The following is a 20,107-nucleotide window of genomic DNA, read 5'->3' on the forward strand; positions in this document are numbered from 1 at the left end:
AAAAGAGGAATTGAATATCAAACGACCGGTAATGTGGATGATGGTGGCTTTCGTACTTGGAGAGGTCGCAGCGTACCAGATGGGCATGACGGTGTGGTTTATAATTGCAGCAGCGTTTTTTTGGCTTGCAGTCATAAAAACAGCAGAAGGACGGGTAGATTCGGACTTTCAGACAGACGCAGAACGCGTCTGGAATTGGAAAGATCCGATGATGTGCCGTGTCTTTCTGCTGTTTTTCTGTTTCCTGGCAGGATGGGGACGGATGATGGTGGAAATGCGCCCGGATGCGCTGGAACGGATGGTAACGCAGAAGGGCGGTTCGGCAGAGGTGGCGGTATCGGGAACACTGGATTCTGTTTCGGAAAAAAATGGGTGGTGTACGATGATTTTGACGGAGGTGGAGGTAGAGGATGAAAGTGTAAGAAAGGTACTGATATCGTGTAAAAGAGATTTACTGGAGAAGTATGAAGAAAAAGTTCTGCCACCCTGCGGAAGTCAGATTCATCTGACGGGAACTGCTGAGTTTCTGGAAGAAGCGCGCAATCCGGGGCAGTTTTCGTATCGGATGTATTATCGGGGACTAGGAATCAGAAACCGGGTAACGGCGGATCGGATTTTTATTTCAGAAGGAAAAAGTTCCCCTCTCCGAAGTCAGGCAGAATGCTTCCGGGCGTACGCGACGGCTGTTTTTCAGGAAATCTGTGTTCCAGAAGATGCAGGGATTTTCCAGGCAATTTTGCTGGGGGATAAATCCGGGTTATCGGAAGAGCTGCGCGAACGGTTTCAGGATAATGGGATTGCACATATTCTGGCAGTCAGCGGGCTTCATGTCTCTTTGATTGGCATGAGCGTTTACAGCGCACTGCGTTTTTGGGGCATATCGTATGGATGGGCGGGGCTGGGTGCTTCAGCGCTTCTTACCTTTTATGGTTTAGTAACCGGATTTGGAGCATCGGTATTCCGGGCGGTATTTATGGTAGAGGTGTCCTGTCTGGCGGCATATCTGGGGCGGAGTTACGATCTGCTGAGTGCGCTGTCGCTATCTTTGATTTTACAGGCGTGGCAGTCGCCGTATCTGCTCTTTTCGGCGGGATTGCAGCTTTCCTATGGCGCGGTTGCCGCGATTGGGCTGGAGACGGAGGAGCTGCGGAAAGTGGGAAAAAAGAGAAAAGAGCGGGAAGAGGAGGAACAAGAGAAAGAAAAAAAGAAAGGATATGAAACACTCATGCTCAGCTTGGCAATTCAGCTTTATACGATGCCGATTCAGCTGTATCACTATTTTACATTTCCGATGTTGGGAATTTTTCTGAACCTGATCGTGATTCCGCTTCTCACGTATGCAGCCGGAAGCGGTCTGCTGGCGCTTGGAATTTACAGTATAGCGTTTGTGGGAGGCAAAATGGGGGAAATGGGCGGAGGCAGCATTGCGGGAGTGCTTTCGGCTTTTGGGGGTGCAGCATCAGGAATATCAGAAATACCAGAAATATTCAGAATAGCGGCAAGTGCATGTACGGGTCCGGGGCATTATATTTTTCAGTTGTATGAATGGCTTTGCATCCAGGTGGAACGCGTGCCGTTTCATTCCATCGTGGCAGGACGCCCGGAAATGTGGAAAATAGGGGTGTTTTATGTGGCGCTGGGGATTCGATATGTGTGGAGTGTGGGAGAAGCAAGAGAGAATCTAGAGAGAAAAGGGATTTTTCTGTTTCCAAAAGAATGGAATGCACCGGGAAAAAATAGTGTATTTATTGCTGTGGCGGTAGTCTTTTTAGTAGTTCAGCCTGTTCATGGCTTTCAGATCTGGTTTCTCGATGTAGGACAGGGCGACGGCGTCTTTCTGCGGACGCAGGATGAGGCAATTCTTTCGGACTGTGGCAGCAGCCAGGATAAAAAAATCGGGAAAAATGTGCTGGGACCATTTTTGAAAAGTCAGGGAATCCGCACGCTGGATTGGATTCTGGTCAGCCATGCGGATGCGGATCACACGAACGGGATCGAGTGGCTTTTGAAGGAGGAGGCAGATATCCGGGTGCGGAATCTGGCACTTCCGGCGGCGGGAAAAGGACAGGAGGCATATAAAAAACTGGAAACTCTTGCCAGAAAACGGGGGGCGGAAGTCTATTATCTGCATCGGGGAGAAACGGTGCGGGCGAAACGCCTGGCGCTTCGGTGCCTGTACCCGGAGGCGGGGGAAACGCCAGCCGAGGAGCGAAATAGTCATTCACTGGTGTTTGATGTCACGTATGGAAAGTTTCGTATGCTTCTGACAGGAGATATTGGAGTGGAGGACGAAAGGAAGATTCTGGCGATGGAAGAGGACAAAAAGGGGGAAAAGGTGACACTGTTAAAAGCCGCACACCATGGTTCGAACGGTTCCTCCTCAGAGGAGTTTTTGGAGTGCTTTTCCCCAGCTTTCACGGTGCTCTCTTATGGAGAGGGAAATACTTACGGGCATCCGGCACCGGAGGCGGTGGAACGTCTGGAACAGACGGGAACGGAGATCTGGAGAACGGCGGATTCAGGGGCAGTGAATGTGTGGACGGACGGGAAACGTATGTATATCAAGGGATATAAGAAACAAGATTATGGAAAGGGAAGAGGTAAAAAACAGATAAAAAACTAATTGTTAACTATATAAAAATAATAGGTTGACAATAGAAAAAGGCTATGTTATGCTTGCAATCAGTTCTGCATCTGTTTCGACTACCCGGGATCTGGAACGGCCGCTGCTGTTTTAGATGGTTGGAACAGGGGTTGCGGAGAGAAATTTATGTACATGTGCGAGAATAGAATGGCTTCGGATGCCTGAAATCATTCAGATAACCAAGGAGGAAAAAGGTTTGAAACACATGAAGACAAAGGATTTAGTTTTGTGCGCGATGTTTGTCGCACTGATTGCAGTGGGAGCATTTATCAAGATACCGGTTCCGGTGGTTCCATTTACATTGCAGTTTTTATTTACGATGCTGGCGGGTCTGCTTTTAGGTCCGGTCAACGGGGCGCTGGCGGTTGTGGTTTATATCGTATTAGGTTTAATTGGACTTCCGATTTTCACACAGGGCGGCGGACCGGGATATATTTTCCAGCCGAGTTTTGGATATATCATCGGATTTGCGGTTGCGGCGTATGTGAATGGTAAGATTGCCAATGCCAAGACGCATCCGAGTTACCGGCGCCTGCTGGGAGCTAATTTTCTGGGACTTTTTATTGTCTATGCATTTGGAATGATTTATTACTACGTGATCAGCAATTTCTATCTGAATTCGCCGATCGCGTAGGAGCGCTGTTTTTATATTGCTTTGTTCTGGCAGTTCCGGGCGATATCGTGCTCTGTATTGTGGCTGCCATCATAGGAAAACGGATGATTCCGCTGATTCAGGGAGGGAGACTTGGATAAAAGATGAGCAAGGGGATTTTTATAACAGGTACGGGAACGGATATTGGAAAAACGTATGTGACAGGATTGATTGTGAAAAAACTGCGGGAGAGCGGCGTGAATGCGGCGTATTATAAAGCGGCAATGAGCGGCAATGAGCGGCGTGCGGATGGAAGCCTGATTCCAGGAGATGCCCTGCAGGTAAAAACAATGTCGGGAATCGGGCAGCCGCTTGAGGAAATGTGTCCGTATGTGTACGAGACGGCGGTATCGCCGCATCTGGCATCCCGCCTCGAGGGCAACCCGGTCCAGATGGAACGGGTGCTGGAAGATTTTCACAAAGTCTGTGAAAAATATGAGTATGTGACGATGGAAGGAAGCGGCGGAATTCTCTGTCCACTCTGCATAGACGAAGCGGATATCCGTCTTCCAGAAGTAGTAAAAGCGTGCGGGCTTGGCTGCCTGCTGATTGCAGATGCGGGGCTTGGGACGATCAATGGCGTGGGGCTTACTGCCTATTATCTGAAACAACAGGGAATTGCCCTGAAAGGAATTATTTTCAACCATTATGAGACGGGGAATCTGCTTCATGAGGATAACCGGAAAATGTGTGAATATTACACGGGCGTTCCGGTGGTTGCCTGTGTGGCGGATGGAGATATGGAGCTTTCCATGGATGTGGAGACGCTGAAAGGGCTGTATGCGTAAGAAAGAAGATAAAAAGGAGAAGAAAAATGATCTGGTATCCATATGAACAGTTAAAAACAATGAAAGCGCCTTATGAGATCGTGGATGCGAACGGGGTATATCTTTACACGAAGGATCAGAAGCTGATTGATTCGGTTTCGTCCTGGTGGAGTGTGATTCATGGATATAAACATCCGGTGATCAATCAGGCAATTATTTCACAGGTAGAAAAATTTTCTCATGTGATGCTGGGCGGGCTGACGCATGAGCCGGCGCGCAGGCTTTCAGAAAAACTGGCGTCCTGGCTGCCGGGCGATCTGGACTACTGCTTTTTTTCAGATTCCGGCAGCGTGGCGGTTGAGGTAGCGCTGAAAATGGCGCTGCAGTATTATATGAACCGCGGCGATGAGAAGCGGACGATGATTCTGGCGCTGGAACACGCGTACCACGGCGATACTTTTAAGACGATGGAGGCAGGCGATGATGAGGACTACCATTTTGTGCTGAAAGCCTATGGTGCAAGCCCGTATGTGGTTCACATTCCGACTGAGATCCCGGCGCTGGAGAAAGCATTTGAACAGTATCATGATAAGTTGAACTGCGTGCTGGTGGAACCGCTTTTACAGGGCGCTGGCGGAATGCGGATGTACGATATTTCATTTTTGGAGAAGGCAAGGGAACTCTGTGATAAATACGGCGTGCTGCTGGTTTTTGATGAGGTGGCAACCGGATTTGGCAGAACCGGAAACCGCTTTGTGGCAGATCGGGTGCTTCCGGATATTCTGGTTCTCGGAAAGGCATTGACCGGCGGTTACATTGGTCATGCGGCGACTGTGGCAAATAAAAAGGTATTTGATGGATTTTTCGATGATAACCCGGAACATGCGCTGATGCACGGACCGACCTTCATGGGAAATGCCCTCGCGTGCAGTGCAGCGCTTGCCTCGATCGAGCTGTTTGAAACGCAGAATTACATGGAAAAGATTCAGAAGATCGAAGCCATCACCCGCCGGGAGATGAAAGGATTTACCGATCCGAGAATCAAGGAGGTCCGCATGATGGGCGGATGTGTCTGCGTCGAGGTATATGATCCGGCAGTCCTGAAAGGGTATCAGGAATATGCGTACAAACGCGGCGTGTTCAGCCGTCCGTTCTTAAATTATCTGTACGCGATGGTTCCGTATATTATCAAGGAAGAAGAGCTGGTTCAGGTGCTTCAGTGCATGAAGGACTGGTTTGCGCGGGGATAGAGGTAACGAAGGAACATCTATCTTAGAAAAATAATTTAGGTATTTCTTTCTGAATGAATTTCATTTATGATAGAAGATATGGAGTATTGTTTTAAGAAACGATACATGGATTGTGTTGCCTGCGATTGTGAATGAATAGGACAGAAGCAATCAGAATTCTAGTATAAAACTAACATTCGGGGAGAAACCAATATGAAAGAACAAATGAAGAAAATAGCGCTGCTATCGCTGTCATTGATACTGACATCGGCGTATTCTGTTTCGATCGTGCTGCCATCGCTGCTGCAGCATTTCAGTGAATATACAACCGCACAGGTGGAGATGTTGATCTCAGCACCGTCGTTTGCGATCACTGTCATGATCGTGCTGAATGCATGGCTGTCGCGTTATATGAAAGACCGTCCAATGATTGTGGGCGGTCTGCTTCTTTTATCGGTCAGCGGCATGGTACCGGTGTTTGTACAGGAATATCCGGTGGTGTTCACGTCCAGGATTTTCCTGGGGATCGGGATTGGACTCATTAATGCGAAAGCAATCAGCATTTTCAGTGAATATTATGAAGGCAGGGAAAAAGCGGCGCTGCTCGGATACCGCGGATCGGCGGAGGTGCTGGGAAGCGCGGTTATGACGCTGGTTGCTGGAAAATTGGTGTTGATCCGGTGGAATCTGGCATTTTGGGTGTACGCGCTCGGATTTGTGATTGTACTTCTGTATCTTGTATGGGTTCCGGGGAATATGGAGATGGGACAGAGTGCGGGCTCACAGAGTGCAGGGGGAGAGAAAGAAAGTCTGGAAGCGGAGGAAGATGGAAAGAGAAAATGCTGGAAAAAAGAAGTCCTGCCCATTGCTTATGCACTGTTTGCGGGATTTGTCATCTGCATCTACTGTTCCAATTCCCTGCGTGTCCCGATGTTGATTTTAGAGAAGAAACTTGGAACGGAGTCGGAAGCCAGCATCATTCTCACGCTCATGATGCTGATGGGAATAGCTGCCGGTGTTTATTTTGGAAAACTGACGATGTGGTGGAAGGAAAAATTACCGGGGGTTGGATGCCTGATGCTTGGAGCGGGGATGCTTCTGACCGCATATGCGGGCAATCTGCCGCTGATTGGAATTGGCATCAGTATCGTTGGATTTTTCTATACCGTTCTGGTTACCTATTCCTTCCACCAGATTTCCGAGCAGATTCCGCAGTCTTCTATCAATACAGCCACATCAATCGTGCTGGTCGGCTGCAATCTGGGAGCGGCGTGTTCGCCGTTTGTGCTGAAATGGATGGGAAGATTCAGTGAGGGCGTGAGTGTGCCGTTTGTGGGGTATGCGGGGATGATGGGAGTATTAGGAATCGTTCTGATAGTAGTCACGGGAAGAAAGAAATAATACAGTAAACCAATAATAGGAATGACGGCAAAATCTGCAACCAGAACTGTATCGTACGGAATCTTCAGTTTAGAAAATTCAGAAAATTCCTACCTGTGAACAGTTGTCTGAAATCGAACGTTTGTACTGATTTGTTTTGCTTTTATGTATACATTCATGGGTGGATTTGGTATAATAGAAATACTTAATGGGATTTTTTGTGTACTAGGAAATTCCTTGGAATCCCCTATTACACAAAAAGGCACATTCTTTATTTGTGAATTATATCAAATCAGGAGAAAGCAATGGATCATTTTGAGTTGGTATCAGAATACAGCCCGACCGGCGACCAGCCGCAGGCGATTGAAAAGCTGGTGGAGGGCTTCAAGGAAGGAAATCAGTTCCAGACATTACTGGGTGTAACGGGCTCTGGCAAGACGTTTACGATGGCAAATGTGATTCAGAAGCTGAATAAGCCGACGTTAATTATTGCACATAATAAGACGCTGGCAGCCCAGCTTTATTCAGAAATGAAGGAATTTTTTCCCAATAATGCGGTGGAATACTTTGTCAGCTACTATGACTACTACCAGCCGGAGGCTTACGTCCCGTCCACGGACACATATATCGAGAAGGATTCCTCCATCAACGACGAGATCGATAAGCTGCGGCATTCAGCGACGGCGGCGCTGTCGGAGCGGCAGGATGTGATTATTGTGGCATCGGTTTCCTGTATCTATGGTCTGGGAAGCCCGATCGATTATAAAACATGGTTATTTCCCTGCGCCCGGGCATGGAGAAGGACCGCGACGAGGTCATTCACAAGCTGATCGACATTCAGTACAGCCGGAATGACATGGATTTCAAGCGAGGTTCGTTCCGGGTGCGCGGCGATGTGCTGGAGGTATACCCGGCGTATTCGGGCGGCGATGCGTACCGGATTGAGTTTTTCGGGGATGAGGTAGACCGGATCACAGAGATTGACACGCTGACGGGCGAGATCAAGGCGCAGCTGGGACATATCGCGATTTTCCCGGCATCGCATTATGTCATCCCGAAAGAGCGGATGGAGATTGCGGCAAACAATATTTTAGAGGAAATGAAGGAGCAGGTCGCTTACTTTAAGAGTGAGGATAAGCTTCTGGAGGCACAGAGAATCGCGGAGCGGACGAATTTTGATGTGGAAATGATGCGGGAAACAGGCTTCTGTTCTGGTATCGAGAATTATTCACGCCATCTGATTGGTTCGAAACCGGGAGAACCGCCGTGTACGCTGATGGATTATTTCCCGGATGAATTTCTGGTAATTGTGGACGAGTCGCACATCACGCTGCCGCAGGTGCGCGGGATGTACGCGGGCGACCAGTCGCGCAAGAAAACGCTGGTGGAATATGGCTTCCGCCTGCCGTCGGCGCTGGATAACCGACCGTTAAATTTTGAAGAATTTGAGAGCAAACTGGATCAGATTCTCTGCGTTTCAGCAACACCGGGCGAGTATGAGGCGGATCATGAGCTTCTGCGGGCAGAGCAGGTGATCCGTCCAACGGGACTTCTTGATCCGCCGATTGAGGTGAGACCGGTCGAGGGACAGATCGACGATCTGATTTCGGAGGTCAACCGGGAGGTGGATCGAGGGTTTAAGGTGCTTGTTACGACGCTGACAAAGCGGATGGCAGAAGACCTGACCGACTATATGCGCGATGCGGGAATCCGCGTCAAATATCTGCATTCGGATATTGACACGTTGGAACGCGCCCAGATTATCCGGGATATGCGTCTGAATGTCTTCGATGTGCTGGTCGGCATCAACCTGCTTCGTGAGGGTCTGGATATCCCGGAGATTGCGCTGGTGGCGATTCTGGATGCGGATAAAGAGGGATTCCTGCGTTCGGAAACGTCTCTGATTCAGACGATCGGCCGAGCAGCGCGAAATTCCGAGGGGCATGTTATCATGTATGCAGATTCGATCACGGATTCGATGCGTGCGGCGATCGAGGAGACGGAGCGAAGACGCGCGATTCAGCAGGCGTACAATGAGGAACATCACATTACGCCGACGACGATCAAGAAAGCTGTCCGGGATCTGATCACGATCTCGCAGGCAGCCGAACCGGTTACGAATAAGGTAACGAAGGATCTGGAATCGATGGATCGCCAGGAATTAGAAAAACTCGTAAAGGAACTGACGAAGAAGATGAATCAGGCGGCAGCCGAGCTGAATTTCGAGGAAGCGGTCGTGTTGCGTGACCGCATGGTAGAGGTTAAGAAAATGTTGCTGGATTTGGAAAATCCGTGACTGTGAAAGTACTGAACAGTTACGAAAATTCATAAATCAGAGGGTGGTTGGTATGGAATATGGCGCGCTGATGGAGATGGCGGTCCGGGCGGGGGAGATCATGCTGGCGAGCGGAGCGGAGGTCTACCGTGTGGAGGACACGATTCACCGTATTTTAAAGCATTCAGGGATTGCACGGGCAGATGTGTTTGTCGTGACGACGGGGATCGTGGCGACGATTGCGGATGCATCACTTCCGCCGCTTACCTTGGTAAAACGGGTGGAAAACCGGGCAACGAATTTGAACCGCATCTATCAGGTAAACAATGTTTCAAGGGAATTTTGCAGCGGAAAATTGTCTGTCGGGGAGGCGCAGGAACGACTGGATCGGATTGCTAATACGACATTATACGGATTCTGGAAGAAATGCATTGGCTATGCGGCAACGACGGGATTTTTTGCGGTGATGTTTGGAGGCGGTCCGGGCGAATGCCTGGTGGCGGCTGTCGTGGGAGTCGTTCTTGCGTTTGTCCTGCGGGCGGCGTCCAAACTTATGTTGAATGATTTCTGTCAAAATGCACTTGGCTCGTTTGCACTGGCGGTTGCGGCGTATCTGCTGCGCCGTGGGCATTTCTGGGAATGAGCCTGGATGTAGTGATTATCAGCGCAATCATGCCGCTGGTGCCTGGGGTCACATTTACGGCGGCAATCCGCGATACGCTGAATGGAGATTACAGTTCGGGAGTCGCGCGGATGGCGGAGGCAGTCGTGGTGGCGCTGGCGGTTGCGTCGGGCGTCGGTCTGGCGATCGTGGCAGTCCGGCTGGCGGGAGGATCGGTATGACAGAGATGATAAGAGAATTGATGATCCAGAGCGTGGGAGCATTTCTGGCGATTTTTGGTTTTTCCCTGCTGGTCGATATGCCGCGGAAATATCTGGTTTATGCGGGCATTACCGGAGGTGCCGGATGGCTGGCGTACCTGGTATCAATGCAGGTGGGAACCTCGCAGGTGGCGGCGGCATTTTTTTCCAGTCTGGCAGCGGCTCTGCTGAGTCAGGTATTTGCACGCGTGTTAAAAGCGCCCGTCACGATCTTTCTGGTGGCAGGAATCCTGCCGACGGTGCCGGGCGCATCGATCTACCGGAGCGTCTATTTTCTGATACAGGGACAGACAAAATGGTACAATTTTTATCTGATCCAGACGATCCAGATAGCGGGGGCGATGGCGGTTGCCATCTTTATTGTGGATTCACTGTTCCGTCTGCTCCGGAATAAAGCGTCGTAGTGGAACTGGGCGGCAGGTAGAGACAGCCCTGAATCCTGCTAAAATAATAAATATGATCTGACAGGCGGTCTTCAGCGGGCACATCCGACTGATTGATCGCCTGAACCATTTCATTGAGTTCTTCCGGCGGAAGGGAGACGCTGCTGGGAGTGAGAAGCACTTCATGGATGCTGGATGGAAGGATAATCAGATCTTCGCCCAGGCTTTCGGCAAACTCTTTTAAGACGCGGGGATAGAGCATGCAGGCAGCGCCGTTGATGCCGCGCGAATTTGTCAGAACGTAGAGAGCGACCGATGGAAGAGCTTCCGTTTCAACGATGTCCTCCATTTCGAGCTGATTGAGGGTGGATTCGATGGAGTTGATGTGGTACGGCAGCATGCGAGGTGTATTTTCTTCCGCCAGTATGCCGAGCTCTTCCAGAGAAATATCCCACAGGGCAAGATGGTCGCTGTGTACCAGGGTCGTCATCTGCCCCTCCTCATTGTCAGTGAGGATCAGATAGAAAACGATCGCCAGATCGAGATACGGAATATGCGGGACGTGGGAGAGAAGCACCTTATTTTTAGCGGCGTGGATCAATTTGTAGGCAATCCGGTCGCGTACGGCATCAAAATCACGCAGTTCCTCGCAGATATCCTCCGAAAATCCTGGATTTGTCTCATACACCATCAAGATCTGATCGGTAATAATGGAGAGCGGCATTCCTTCCTCCGCTTCATTATAATAGGCGTTCAGATAGACAGTCGGTGATAACCGTGAGCCGGGTTTCGTAAAGCTCAGCCCGTCGAGCATCAGTCCATTATTTTTCAGAACCCGCCGCAGGGAGACGTTGGCTTTTTTATTGAGGCGCGTCTGCACCATCGACTGGATTGTTTTCAAAAATGTTTCATAGACCATAGAGTACCTCCTGAAATAAAATTGCAGATAGGGGATGTCCGCTTGCTCATGTAGGTTATGAATTTCAACAAGATGAGAAACAGTTTCCCCGTGTGAATAAGTTTTAAGGAATCAAATCAAGAAGCAGTCATGAAGTTTGAGATGTGCAGAAAGATTGCTTAGTGATTAAAAAATAAATAAAAAGTTCAGAGTTTTAGCGTTTATCTTTTGAGTGCGTAAGTATGAAAATAGTCATGGAAATCATCGAAAAAACTGAACATGAGAATCGCAGGAACCAGTAAGATGTGAAAAAATTGCCTGCATATAAAGAAGCAGGTGCCAAAATGCACCGATATCATAATTATACTGGAAAATGGGAAGATTGGCAAGAAAAATAACAGGGGAAAAGTGAAGTTCTGGTTGCGGATTTGTTGCTGTTCACGCATACGTTCCCAGTAACAGTTTGCATGATGCTCATAATGTGTGAACGATGGTAAATAAAGAGATAAGATGGCGCGACTGCGAGACGAAAACTAATAGCTGGCATTCGTGATGAAGATAAAACTGAAAAATAACAAGAAAATACAAAATTAGTATTGACAAAATGCGACATATGTATTAGAATAAAACCATCAAAAGAAACAAGAAATAAAACAAAAAAAGAAGGGAGCTGATTCCACCGAAAACATAAAACTGGTTCGATTTTTTAATAAAAAAATTGAACAAAGGAAAACCAAAATCAACAAGTAAAAATCAGTCAATCATCTATCATACATATTTAGAAACAGGATTCGGTTTAGTGATATGACGAGAAAGTATCATTAAAAAGAAGCGTTTTTTAAAAGAGAGATAGATAAGTGGAAAAAGAAAAAATAAGATTGAACGATTCAGAAATTGTTGAAAAAGGAATCAAAATTGAATAAAGGAAAAGTTCAAAGAAAGAGGTATCATCCAATGGACGAGATAGTTTAAAGGGTATCGATAAAATGTCAATTTATCGATACCCTTTTTTCTGGTTCATGGAAAAGTATCAAGAAGGATTTTTTCTTATATAAATATCAAATCCCCTGCAACTCAAACGGCGGCGTGTATTCTTCTTTCGCGCTGCTTTTTTCCTGCATAAAGCCCTGTGTGAGTCCCAGCTCAATCGCGGCATCGACGACTTTCTGGTATTCGTAGCTTGTGATGCGACGGTTGATTTCCGGATATTTGTTGCTCTGGTAGAAGGGGGTGTACTGGCTCATAAGGCTTACCAGAAAATGCCCCTCCGGGAGGTTATCGTGAATCCAGTGGAGCAGGCGGATGGAATCGTCTTTGTGTTTCGGAAGAACCATATGCCGCAGGATCACGCCGCGCTTCATGAGCTGGCAGGCCTGACCATTTTCAGAGAAATCTTCCAATACCAGCGGACCGGTGTGCTCGATCATCCGTTTGACTGCTGCGGAGGCAACCGGAAAATAGTCCGGGGCGGCGGAATAGCGGGCGGACAGTTCGGAAGAGTAATATTTTAAATCCGGCAGCCAGATATCGATATAGGGAGCCAGCGCATCAACCGCTTCCAGCGTCTCATAACCGCCGCAGTTGTAGACGATCGGGATGGAAAGCTGCGGTTTGACCCGTTTTAGACAGGCAGTAGCGACGGAAGGTACTGTGTCGGTGTCACCAGATTGATATTATGCGCGCCCTGTGCCTGCAGTTCCAGAAAAATTTCCTCCAGGCGCGTTTCAGAAATATCTTTTCCAAAGCCTTCGCTGCTGATCTGGTAGTTCTGGCAGAAACAGCAGCGCAGCGTGCAGCCGGAAAAAAAGATGGTACCGCTTCCGTGCAGACCGCTGATACACGGTTCCTCCCACGGATGAAGCGCCGCGCGTGCCGCCCGGATACCGGCAGGGCTGTGACACCAGCCCTGTTTTTTGGTGCGGTTGATCTGACAATTTCGCGGACAGCAATGGCAGCTTTCGTAGGAGTAGGCGGCTGGTTCAGAGAACTGGACAGGCGAGCCGGCACTTGAATTAGGGAGGGGAATATATGTGTTCATAGGTTTTGCTCCCTTTTTTATAAGATTTTTTGTAAAGGTAATTCCTTCAAAGCTTTTTTACATAGTTCAAATCTGTGTTGAATCCGAAAAATCGATCGTTATAATGTATTTATTCTACTAAGAAAGATAAGCAGTGTCAAATGTGATTACATTTAATACGAAAGGGCTGGACTTTGCACTGACGGCACTGTTTGTAATGATTTTTACGGAACAGTGGATCGGACAGAAGCGCCATTGGCCGGCAGGGACTGTATTTTATATGATTCTGGTGCAGATGGTGTTTGTTTAGATGATGCGTGTTTTTGCCTCGCGTGCGTTGCCATCGGAAACAGTGTTTTTTGTTTCAGATCCGGGTTTCCCCAGGATCTGGTTGATACATTTCCAGGCATCTGTCAGCCGGTCGAGGTTCCAGGCAGCGTTGGCAGGGCTGGTGGACGGCAGTTTGATTGCCTCAATGCCAGTCTGTTTACGGCAGAAGCGGTCGTACATTTTTCCGGACAGCCCGCCGTTTGTGTAAATCGCCTGGATGGAAGCGTGATCCAGGATAGAGGCGAGGTCGTTTGGAACAACATCGCGGATGGAACTGTCGCTGGATCCTTCGATGGAACAGCTATGGATGGTGTCCCAGACGGCGATGTGGTTCCGCAGCAGAAATTCCTTCTTTTCCTCGATGGAGGATGGAACGTCTTCCTTTCGCAGGCGCGCTAAGAGCTTCCAGAAACGATTCTGCGGGTGCCCGTAGAAAAAACAGCTTTCTCGGGATTTGACCGACGGAAAGGAACCGAGGATCAGGATGCGGGAGTCGGCGTCAAAAACAGGCGGAATTGGGTGGATGATGTGGGATGGCATGGTGGAACCTCCTTTTTGCGGATTATTGTTGTCAATTATAATAAATACGAAATCAATTTTCGACTTTGATCTGGCTTCATTTGGTGCATGGACATGATACTCACGAACCCGCGCTATCGCGCGCTACCGCCCTGCTTCGCATGGCTGTTTGTTCGGTAATGGCGCAAGAAAAGAATATGTCTGCTTCGCAGCCGCATTCTTTTCTTCTGGGCTCATTATACCATGACCACTAAATTCGTGAAACACCTCATTAAGTGGTCAGGCATATGTTCTCACTAGACTCGAAAATACCTCGTCAAGTGTTCACATTATATCATAGATCAAAAATGATAGAATGTTTTTTTGAAACTCCCTTTTTACAAAAGTGTGTCTGATGCATACTAACTCATAATTATACGAAACACCACACTTTTATTCGTTTTCTATTCATTTCCGGCTAATGGGTATTCATTTTTACTCTAAGTTATCATGCAATTTATTTAGAATGGAATTTTTGAAAGAGCCGGCACCTTGAATGGGCTGACTCTTTCAATGTCACCTGTAATTGACAAACTGGAATTGTTCTACTTCTTTATCTTTTTAATATCCTGATACAGCCCATATCCCAGAAACAGGATTCCAATAATAAACGCAATACCAGCCGCTATTGCTAAAAAAGGACCTACATATTCAAGACCTGCTGCAAATAAAGTGGCATTCCACGAAGCTACTCCACTCATAAATATCGCAGCAGAAATATATCGTGCAGAAATTAAAACTGCTGACATGAAACAGAAAATAGCACCTACAATTTTGTTTTCCATTTAAATTACCTCCAAATTCCGATTTTTCGTTCTCTGTGACTTCCCAATAAACGGGAATTTATCGTTTTATTCTGGTATAAAACTCTTTTTCATCTTGGTGATGAATATAGGCCCCATTTTTAATCTGCACACGTAAAGATGCCATATTATCCCTATGAACAGACATATATATTTCGTCTTCTTTAATAATGTGCCAGGCTTTTTCGATTGTCAATCTCAACCCTTCCGAGGCGTATCCCTTGCCTCTGAATTCTTTCTTTATTCCATATCCTATATGGCCTCCTCCGTTTGCAAGTGCAGGAGTAAGGTAATGACGCACGCGAAATAATCCTACTATTTTCTCATCATCCCATAAGAAAAAATCCGTTTCTGGAACCCATCCATCAGCCAGATCAATTCCCTTTTCAGCATTAATATAACCAGGTAATATTTTTATTTCAAATTCCTTTCTTGAACATCCAGACGCAAAATTCGTAAATCCATTTTCATTGGAAGGGGTATTAGTAATAAATTCGTATTCCTTTTCAATATCTTCCAAATTAGCTGATTTTAAGTACAACATAAAAAGCTGCTTCCTCCTATTTTTCTCAAAGAGTTCGGTCAATCCCGATTTGTATAACAGTAGTCTAACACACGTTGTTTAAAAATACTACAGCCAAGCCAATGTCTGTAATTTGCCCTAAAATTTCATTTTATGGAATTTGGACTACTTGATTTTCTAATTGCATACGCAATTCGTGAAATGTATCATTATACTGTTGATACATCAGACACACAAATGTAAATAGGGACTTTTTAAAAAGCAATTTTTCGAATAACTGTGACGAGGTAACTGTATCGGGAAGAGATACACAGCGGATGATTTTGATGGCATTTCATATATGCAGAGAAAACACCTATATTTTATAAGGAGTTCACAAGTTTTTAATATTTTCACTTCTTGATTTATAGGCAATCTGCCACTATAATGGATAAGAGTACGCAGAAATTTGCGCGCTGATGGGGAAGAAAAGCGGGGCTGAAGCCGGATGAGAAGCAGATGCGGCAGATTTAGAGGGCTTTTGAGTAACCTGATGTGACAGATTCCGGATGTACAGTGACACAGAATGGAGAAAGTGTATGGATAATAAGGGAAACCAGAATAAAAATGGAAAAAATCCCCGCGGTCAGAATTATGCAGTGCTGATCATGACGATGCTGTTTACGCTTCTCTGCGTGGCGATGATGCACAACCTCTGGCAGGGCAGCCGCACGCACAAGATGCCGTACAGCGAGTTTAATCAGATGCTTAAGGATCACGAGGTAGAATCGGTTGTGATTGGCAATGGAAAGATTCAGATCACGCCGAAGGAAGATTCGAAGAAATATGGCGGCAGCCAGGGCAAATACGGAAATCTGGTAGGAATGGAGTACTACACGATTCCGATTAACGATCCAGATTTGGAGAAGAAGCTGGATGAAGCTGGTGTTACGACCTATGAACAGGCAGAAGTGGACGCGACAGGCAGTATTATCATGCTTCTGCTTGAGTGGGTGCTTCCGATTGCAGCGATGTTCGTCATTTTCAATATGATGATGAAGCGCATGGGCGGCGGAGGCGGCATAATGGGTGTCGGCAAGAGCAATGCCAAAGTATATGTACAGAAAGAGACCGGTGTTACATTCAAGGATGTGGCAGGCGAGGATGAGGCGAAGGAGTCTCTGACGGAGATTGTTGATTTCCTGCATAACCCGGGAAAATATACGAAGATTGGTGCGAAACTGCCGAAGGGTGCGTTGTTAGTCGGACCGCCAGGAACCGGTAAAACACTTCTTGCCAAGGCAGTAGCTGGAGAGGCGAAGGTTCCGTTTTTCTCTCTGTCCGGTTCGGATTTTGTGGAAATGTTTGTCGGCGTCGGCGCATCCCGTGTGCGTGACCTGTTCAAGCAGGCGCAGCAGTCGGCTCCGTGTATCATTTTCATCGATGAGGTGGATGCGATCGGTAAAAGCCGTGATTCCCGTCTGGGCGGCAACGATGAACGTGAGCAGACGTTAAACCAGCTCCTTTCGGAGATGGATGGATTTGATTCCTCCAAGGGTCTTTTAGTCATGGCGGCGACGAACCGCCCGGAGATTCTGGATCCGGCGCTGCTTCGTCCGGGACGTTTTGACCGCCGGATTATCGTGGATAAGCCGGATTTAAAGGGGCGTGTGCAGATTTTAAAGGTACATTCCAAGGATGTAAAACTGGATGAGACGGTTGATTTCGAGGAGATCGCGCTGGCGACATCCGGCGCTGTAGGTGCGGATCTTGCCAATATGATGAACGAGGCGGCGATCACAGCCGTTAAGAATGGCAGGAAAGCCGTTTCCCAGAAGGATTTATTTGAGGCAGTTGAGCTGGTTCTGGTCGGCAAAGAGAAGAAAGACCGCATCCTGAGCCAGGAGGAGCGCCGGATTGTTTCGTATCATGAGGTTGGTCATGCGCTGGTCAGCGCCCTGCAGAAGGATTCGGAGCCGGTACAGAAGATCACGATTGTGCCGCGTACCATGGGGGCGCTTGGCTATGTCATGCAGGTGCCGGAGGAAGAGAAGTACTTAAATACCGAGAAGGAAATCCGCGCGATGCTGGTCGGATTTTTAGGCGGACGTGCGGCTGAGGAGATCGTTTTTGATACGGTAACGACAGGTGCGTCAAATGATATTGAAAAAGCAACCCGGATCGCGCGTGCGATGGTAACCCAGTACGGTATGTCCAAGAAGTTCGGTCTGATGGGGCTGGAAAGCCAGGAAAATCAGTACCTGAACGGGAGAACTGTCCTGAATTGCAGTGATATGACGGCGGCAGAGATTGACAAGGAAGTCATGCATATTTTGAAGGTTTCTTATGAGGAGGCGAAACGCCTGCTGAGTGAAAACCGCGAGGCGCTTGATAAGATTGCGGCGTTCCTGATTGAGAAAGAGACGATCACCGGTAAAGAATTCATGAAGATTTTCCATGAGGTAAAGGGAATCCCGGAGCTGGAGGAAAAGAAACAGGAAGGCGAGAGCCGGATTGAGATGCCGGAGGCTGCGAAGACAGGCGATGAGGTGCAGCCGGTAAAGACTGCGGAGGAAACGAACGCGGAAAACTCACAGAACCAGCAGAAGCTGGAAGGAAAACCGGCGGATGAAGCACCGGCGGACGAAACACCGGAATCGGCAAAAGCTGTAGCAGCAGAGAGTCCAAATGAGGATGAGATGCGCGGTGGAAGCTCGTTCGACCGGAAATAAAAGTGATGTATAGCATAAAAGAAATATTTATACAGTAAATAGAACGGCTGTATTTCAGCAATGTGAATTCATATATTGAAAAATCGTAACTGTTCAGTAGGTCTGCGCATTTACTGCGCTGACCGTACGAAAACATGGGCTAGCAGGCAAAAATCCCATTGCCGTAGGCAATGGGATTTTTGCGCGTGACTGTGAAGGCACTGAACAGTTACGAAAAATCTATGAGTTCTGTTTTGCTGAGATACAGCCGTTATTTATATAGGATTATATCAATTACTGGTACAGGCGGTTGTGCTCATATACTGGCTCGGAGGTCAGTTCGATGCCGAGACGTTTGAAGGTCTTAATATCAACCTCCGACAGCATGACGGAGGTGTGAACCTGGCAGCCGCGCAGTTTTTCGAGCTGTTCCAGGGCGATCTGTGCGTGTTTGTTGGTAGCGGCGCACATGGACAGCGCGATCAGAACTTCATCGGTGTGGAGACGCGGGTTGCGGCTTCCGAGGTACTCGACTTTCAGCTTCTGGATCGGCTCGATCGCGATCGGGGAGATCAGGTGCTCATCGTGCGGAATATTGCCAAGTACCTTGACAGCATTCAGAAGCAGGGCAGCGGAAGCACCGAGCAGGTTGGTTGTCTTTCCGGTGGCGATGGTTCCGTTCGGAAGTTCGATGGCAGCAGCCGGAGCACCGGTTTCTTCGGCGCGTTTCAGGGCAGCCGGAACAACCTTGCGCATATCGGTGGTCAGTTTTGCCTGCTTCATCAGAAGTTCGATCTTATAAACTTCCTCTTTGCCGACATCCTCTTTGACAACGCGGTTTAATGCCTGATAGTAGCGGCGCAGGATTTCCTGACGGGATGCCTCGCAGCAGGCTTCGTCGTCAATGATGCAGTTTCCTGCCATGTTGACGCCCATATCAGTCGGGGATTTGTACGGGTTCTCGCCGTAGATTCCCTCGAAAATAGCGCTCAGAACCGGGAAAATCTCGATGTCACGGTTGTAGTTGACCGTTGTCACACCATAAGCCTCCAGATGGAACGGATCGATCATGTTGACATCGTTTAAGTCAGCGGTCGCTGCCTCGTATGCCAGGTTGACCGGGTGCTTTAACGGGATATTCCAGATCGGGAAGGTCTCAAATTTGGCATATCCAGCCTTGACGCCGCGTTTGTTCTCGTGGTAGAGCTGGGAAAGGCAGGTTGCCATTTTTCCGCTTCCCGGTCCCGGCGCGGTGACAACAACGAGTGGACGTTTGGTTTCAATGTAATCATTTTTACCATAACCTTCATCGCTGACGATCAGCGGAACATTGCCCGGATAACCGTCGATGGTGTAGTGGCGGTAAACCTTGATGCCCATGGATTCGAGCTTGTGTTTGAAGACATCCGCAGTGTTCTGCCCGGAATAGTGGGTGATTACAACGCTTCCAACATAGAGTCCCTTGTCGGTAAAGGATTGAATCAGACGGAGTACGTCTACGTCGTAAGTAATGCCGAGGTCGGAACGTACTTTGTTTTTCTCGATATCCGCAGCACTGATGACGATGACGATCTCCGCCTGATCCGCTAACTGCAGAAGCATCCGCAGCTTGCTGTCAGGTGCAAAGCCCGGAAGAACCCGGGATGCGTGGTAGTCATCGAACAGTTTTCCGCCAAATTCGAGGTAGAGCTTATCACCGAACTGGTTGATACGCTCACGGATATGTTCCGACTGCATTTTCAGGTATTTGTTGTTGTCAAAACCGATTTTCATCTAATCCTCCGTTCTTAGTTTCGTCCCGCACAGAATACCGGTATCGCGGTGGGGGCAGATGCCGGTTTCCATCTGGTGGGATGAAAATCATATGTTTGTATGGATGATTGCGCCGCCAGGTCACAGTCCATGTCCGGCACAGACTGCCATTCGCAGTTGTTTATGTCGATGCTCTTTGTGTGAAATGAACGCAGCACAGCAGACCGCAAAGAATCACAATTAGTACTATTATCCTACAAAAAAGTCTATTTGAGTAGAGGAAAAATAAAAAAATTTTAAAATCGGAAAAATGACGGATTTGGT

The 20,107-nt window shown here is 47.9% G+C and carries 16 protein-coding genes and 2 pseudogenes; 11 read left to right on the forward strand and 7 right to left on the reverse strand.

Features of this window, described 5'->3' with window-relative positions:
* Positions 1-10 precede the first annotated feature (10 nt).
* The 9 genes and pseudogenes from DW085_RS09125 (at position 11) to DW085_RS09160 (ending at position 10,233) form a co-directional block, all read left to right on the forward strand.
* Positions 11-2,623, forward strand: coding sequence for a ComEC/Rec2 family competence protein (locus DW085_RS09125; protein WP_118492334.1), 2,613 nt, complete (start codon positions 11-13; stop codon positions 2,621-2,623).
* A gap of 226 nt (positions 2,624-2,849) precedes the next feature.
* Positions 2,850-3,397 (forward strand): annotated as a pseudogene (locus DW085_RS09130) (biotin transporter BioY).
* 3 nt (positions 3,398-3,400) lie between these two features.
* Complete coding sequence (bioD, locus tag DW085_RS09135; protein WP_118492336.1) at positions 3,401-4,084, forward strand: dethiobiotin synthase; 684 nt, start codon at positions 3,401-3,403, stop codon at positions 4,082-4,084.
* Between the two features lie 26 nt (positions 4,085-4,110).
* Complete coding sequence (gene bioA / locus DW085_RS09140; RefSeq protein ID WP_118492338.1) at positions 4,111-5,313, forward strand: adenosylmethionine--8-amino-7-oxononanoate transaminase; 1,203 nt, start codon at positions 4,111-4,113, stop codon at positions 5,311-5,313.
* Positions 5,314-5,505: 192 nt separating this feature from the next.
* Complete coding sequence (locus DW085_RS09145; RefSeq protein WP_117795873.1) at positions 5,506-6,693, forward strand: MFS transporter; 1,188 nt, start codon at positions 5,506-5,508, stop codon at positions 6,691-6,693.
* Positions 6,694-6,977: 284 nt separating this feature from the next.
* A pseudogene (uvrB, locus tag DW085_RS09150) lies at positions 6,978-8,968 on the forward strand (excinuclease ABC subunit UvrB).
* A gap of 52 nt (positions 8,969-9,020) precedes the next feature.
* On the forward strand, positions 9,021-9,590 hold the full coding sequence (locus DW085_RS09155; RefSeq protein ID WP_347475032.1) for a threonine/serine exporter family protein: 570 nt from the start codon (positions 9,021-9,023) through the stop codon (positions 9,588-9,590).
* A complete protein-coding gene (locus tag DW085_RS20535; protein WP_347475033.1) occupies positions 9,587-9,790 on the forward strand; it encodes a threonine/serine exporter family protein in 204 nt (67 codons plus the stop codon). The genes DW085_RS09155 and DW085_RS20535 overlap by 4 nt, the downstream gene beginning before the upstream one ends.
* Entirely contained in the window at positions 9,787-10,233 is a 447-nt protein-coding gene (locus DW085_RS09160) for a threonine/serine exporter family protein (RefSeq protein WP_243032244.1), read from the forward strand. Before DW085_RS20535 ends, DW085_RS09160 begins: the two co-directional genes overlap by 4 nt.
* Here DW085_RS09160 and DW085_RS09165 read toward each other — a convergent pair.
* From DW085_RS09165 to DW085_RS20545, 3 genes are all read right to left on the reverse strand, one after another.
* The gene (locus tag DW085_RS09165; protein ID WP_118492340.1) at positions 10,187-11,131 is read right to left on the reverse strand and encodes a DUF5688 family protein; all 945 of its coding nucleotides are present in this window, start codon (positions 11,129-11,131) and stop codon (positions 10,187-10,189) included. The genes DW085_RS09160 and DW085_RS09165 overlap by 47 nt on opposite strands.
* A 1,037-nt stretch (positions 11,132-12,168) precedes the next feature.
* Positions 12,169-12,537, reverse strand: a complete 369-nt coding sequence (locus tag DW085_RS20540) for a hypothetical protein (protein ID WP_347475035.1) — start codon at positions 12,535-12,537, stop codon at positions 12,169-12,171.
* A 194-nt stretch (positions 12,538-12,731) separates the two neighbouring features.
* Positions 12,732-13,148, reverse strand: a complete 417-nt coding sequence (locus DW085_RS20545; protein ID WP_347475036.1) for a 4Fe-4S cluster-binding domain-containing protein — start codon at positions 13,146-13,148, stop codon at positions 12,732-12,734.
* Between the two features lie 142 nt (positions 13,149-13,290).
* Here DW085_RS20545 and DW085_RS09175 point away from each other — a divergent pair, with 142 nt between their 5' ends.
* Entirely contained in the window at positions 13,291-13,437 is a 147-nt protein-coding gene (locus DW085_RS09175; protein WP_243017769.1) for a hypothetical protein, read from the forward strand.
* On the opposite strand, the gene DW085_RS09180 is transcribed toward DW085_RS09175, so the two are convergent.
* From DW085_RS09180 to DW085_RS09190, 3 genes are all read right to left on the reverse strand, one after another.
* On the reverse strand, positions 13,434-13,997 hold the full coding sequence (locus DW085_RS09180) for a DNA-deoxyinosine glycosylase (RefSeq protein ID WP_118492342.1): 564 nt from the start codon (positions 13,995-13,997) through the stop codon (positions 13,434-13,436). The two genes, DW085_RS09175 and DW085_RS09180, sit on opposite strands and share 4 nt — an antisense overlap.
* A gap of 563 nt (positions 13,998-14,560) precedes the next feature.
* Entirely contained in the window at positions 14,561-14,800 is a 240-nt protein-coding gene (locus tag DW085_RS09185; RefSeq protein ID WP_107001055.1) for a hypothetical protein, read from the reverse strand.
* A gap of 58 nt (positions 14,801-14,858) precedes the next feature.
* Positions 14,859-15,362, reverse strand: a complete 504-nt coding sequence (locus DW085_RS09190; protein ID WP_107001054.1) for a GNAT family N-acetyltransferase — start codon at positions 15,360-15,362, stop codon at positions 14,859-14,861.
* A 557-nt stretch (positions 15,363-15,919) separates the two neighbouring features.
* Between DW085_RS09190 and ftsH the strand changes: the two genes are divergently transcribed.
* On the forward strand, positions 15,920-18,052 hold the full coding sequence (ftsH, locus tag DW085_RS09195) for an ATP-dependent zinc metalloprotease FtsH (protein ID WP_118492344.1): 2,133 nt from the start codon (positions 15,920-15,922) through the stop codon (positions 18,050-18,052).
* Positions 18,053-18,325: 273 nt separating this feature from the next.
* On the opposite strand, the gene DW085_RS09200 is transcribed toward ftsH, so the two are convergent.
* Positions 18,326-19,804 carry a DUF1846 domain-containing protein gene (locus DW085_RS09200; protein WP_118492346.1) on the reverse strand — a complete coding sequence of 493 codons (1,479 nt, stop codon included), beginning with the start codon at positions 19,802-19,804 and terminating at the stop codon, positions 18,326-18,328.
* Positions 19,805-20,107: the final 303 nt, after the last annotated feature.

Source organism: Clostridium sp. AF50-3 (assembly GCF_003477445.1).
Taxonomy (GTDB): domain Bacteria; phylum Bacillota; class Clostridia; order Lachnospirales; family Lachnospiraceae; genus Otoolea; species Otoolea fessa.

Bases quoted from the DNA above. Each gene is read 5' to 3' on its own strand.
- DW085_RS09155 (WP_347475032.1), top strand. From the start codon at position 9,021: ATGGAATATGGCGCGCTGATGGAGATGGCGGTCCGGGCGGGGGAGATC.
- DW085_RS20535 (WP_347475033.1), top strand. From the start codon at position 9,587: ATGAGCCTGGATGTAGTGATTATCAGCGCAATCATGCCGCTGGTGCCT.
- DW085_RS09145 (WP_117795873.1), top strand. From the start codon at position 5,506: ATGAAAGAACAAATGAAGAAAATAGCGCTGCTATCGCTGTCATTGATA.
- DW085_RS09180 (WP_118492342.1), bottom strand. From the start codon at position 13,997: ATGCCATCCCACATCATCCACCCAATTCCGCCTGTTTTTGACGCCGAC.
- DW085_RS09190 (WP_107001054.1), bottom strand. From the start codon at position 15,362: ATGTTGTACTTAAAATCAGCTAATTTGGAAGATATTGAAAAGGAATAC.
- DW085_RS09185 (WP_107001055.1), bottom strand. From the start codon at position 14,800: ATGGAAAACAAAATTGTAGGTGCTATTTTCTGTTTCATGTCAGCAGTT.
- DW085_RS20545 (WP_347475036.1), bottom strand. From the start codon at position 13,148: ATGAACACATATATTCCCCTCCCTAATTCAAGTGCCGGCTCGCCTGTC.
- DW085_RS09165 (WP_118492340.1), bottom strand. From the start codon at position 11,131: ATGGTCTATGAAACATTTTTGAAAACAATCCAGTCGATGGTGCAGACG.
- ftsH (WP_118492344.1), top strand. From the start codon at position 15,920: ATGGATAATAAGGGAAACCAGAATAAAAATGGAAAAAATCCCCGCGGT.
- DW085_RS09200 (WP_118492346.1), bottom strand. From the start codon at position 19,804: ATGAAAATCGGTTTTGACAACAACAAATACCTGAAAATGCAGTCGGAA.
- bioD (WP_118492336.1), top strand. From the start codon at position 3,401: ATGAGCAAGGGGATTTTTATAACAGGTACGGGAACGGATATTGGAAAA.
- bioA (WP_118492338.1), top strand. From the start codon at position 4,111: ATGATCTGGTATCCATATGAACAGTTAAAAACAATGAAAGCGCCTTAT.
- DW085_RS09160 (WP_243032244.1), top strand. From the start codon at position 9,787: ATGACAGAGATGATAAGAGAATTGATGATCCAGAGCGTGGGAGCATTT.
- DW085_RS20540 (WP_347475035.1), bottom strand. From the start codon at position 12,537: ATGATCGAGCACACCGGTCCGCTGGTATTGGAAGATTTCTCTGAAAAT.